Raw genomic sequence first — 1,950 nt, 5'->3', positions numbered from 1 at the left:
TATTATATTCCCTAAAAAAAGAAATTTCAGACATCAATTTGTAAATATTTTATATTTTTTTATATTTTTCTAGTATCATTCCCTCGAAACCTGTCCTCGACCTGATCGGGGAGAGGGAATCTATCCTTGTAGGGGCGTATTGCAATACGCCCCTACTTATGGATTCCGCATCAAGTGCGGAATGACCAAGAGGTAAATTAATTTTTTTGTTTATAATCTTTTAAAACACTCAGAGTATATTCGATATCATAAGGAGTGTGGTCAGCATTAATCTGGAATCTGATTTCTTCATCGCCTTTAGGGACTACCGGGTAATTAAGACCTGTCGCCAATATACCATTTTTAATAAGATGTTTTACTAACTCAGTATTCTTTTTAGTGTCCCTTAGCATTAAAGGAACAATAGGATGGTCACTTTCCATAATTTCATATCCCAAATCCAGGAGACCTTTTTCAAATTTTTTAGTCATTTGATAAAGATGAAGTAAAATTTCTTTTCCTTTTTCACTATCCAGTATTTCCAGAGATTTTAGAGCAGCACTTGCCTCGGCAGGGGAGATGGGGTTGGAATAGATATACATTGGTGCAGTTTCTCTTAAATAGGTGATAATAGTCTGAGTGGAAGTGACATAGCCGCCATTTACTCCGAATGCTTTACCCAGAGTTCCTACCAAAATATCTACTCCTTTTGCCTTAGTATATTCTTCCGTTCCCCGCCCAGTCTTTCCATAGGCACCAATACCATGAGAATCATCTGCAATTACCAGAATATTTTCCGGAAATTTTTGGTCGTATTTTTGGGAAAGGTGGGAAATAATATCCAGAGGGGCATAATCACCTCTCATACTGAATATACCATCAGTAATAATGAGTAACCTTTTTGCTTTATCGATGGAATCTGTTATTCTATCTTCGAGTTCATTCATATTAAGATGGGAGTAGATTTTTTTGTCTTTTGGTCTAGCCAGTCTAAGGGCATTGATGATGCAGTTATGGTTTAGTTCATCACTTATTACTATAGTGTCAGAAGTGATAAGGGGAGTTAGGATGCCTACCACAGTTGAATAAGCTGAACTGAATAACATAGCATCATCCCGGTGATGAAATTTTGCTAATTTCTTTTCGAGTTCTCGATGAGGTTGAAATGTTCCGCTGATAAAACGGACCGCTCCCGGTCCAACTCCGTATTCTTTGGTTGCTCTTTCCTCTGCTTCAATAATTTCCTCTCTTAAGGACATTCCTAAATAAGAGTTAGAATTCATTCTGATAAATTCCTGATCTCCTTTTCCTTTTAAAAAATATCGGGAGCCTTTTTCTCCTTGGGCTTTTTTGACTTTAGTTATAATATATTCTTTACCTTTTAATCGTCCTTCATTTTCTAATTCGGTTAAGGTTTGAGAAAGAACTTTTTCTATATTAGTTAATCCCATTTTTTTATCCTCCATATTAATTAATCTGCCAATCTGCCAATCTGCCAATCTGCCAATTAAATTAGTCGTTAGTCGATAGTGAATAGTGAATAGTCGTTAGTACTTGGTTCTTGGTTTTTGTTTATAGTTTTTTGTAGGGGTCGAATTTATTCGACCCGAAACGGGTTCGATGAATCGAACCCCTACTCATTACACATTACTTATTACACATTTGGTTAGTTATCTAACCAAATGCTACACGCTCTACGCTATTCTTAGCTTAATTTTTAGTTTTTCAATCATATCTTTAGTCATTGCTTTTAGATTATAATCCGGAGACCAGCCCCAATCTTCTCTGGCTGCACGATCATCTAACTGGTTAGGCCAGGAATCAGCAATTGCCTGCCGCATGGGGTCAATATCATATTTCATCTCAAAGTCTGGGATATATTTTTTAATCTCTTGAGCAAGTTCTGCGGGAGTAAAACTTTCCGCAGTTATATTATAGGCATTTCTATGTTTTAATTTAGAAGAATCAGCT

General features: G+C 36.3%; 1 protein-coding gene and 1 pseudogene. Both read right to left on the bottom strand.

Features of this window, described 5'->3' with window-relative positions:
- Positions 1-197 precede the first annotated feature (197 nt).
- On the bottom strand, positions 198-1,430 hold the full coding sequence (locus COZ07_RS00385; protein WP_406606639.1) for an aminotransferase class I/II-fold pyridoxal phosphate-dependent enzyme: 1,233 nt from the start codon (positions 1,428-1,430) through the stop codon (positions 198-200).
- A gap of 243 nt (positions 1,431-1,673) precedes the next feature.
- Positions 1,674-1,950, bottom strand: a pseudogene (locus COZ07_RS00380) (L-threonine 3-dehydrogenase); the annotation flags it as partial.

The organism is Candidatus Infernicultor aquiphilus (genome assembly GCF_002784285.1).
GTDB classification, from domain to species: domain Bacteria; phylum Atribacterota; class Phoenicimicrobiia; order Phoenicimicrobiales; family Phoenicimicrobiaceae; genus Infernicultor; species Infernicultor aquiphilus.
This window is presented reverse-complemented; position numbering and strand designations above follow the sequence as displayed.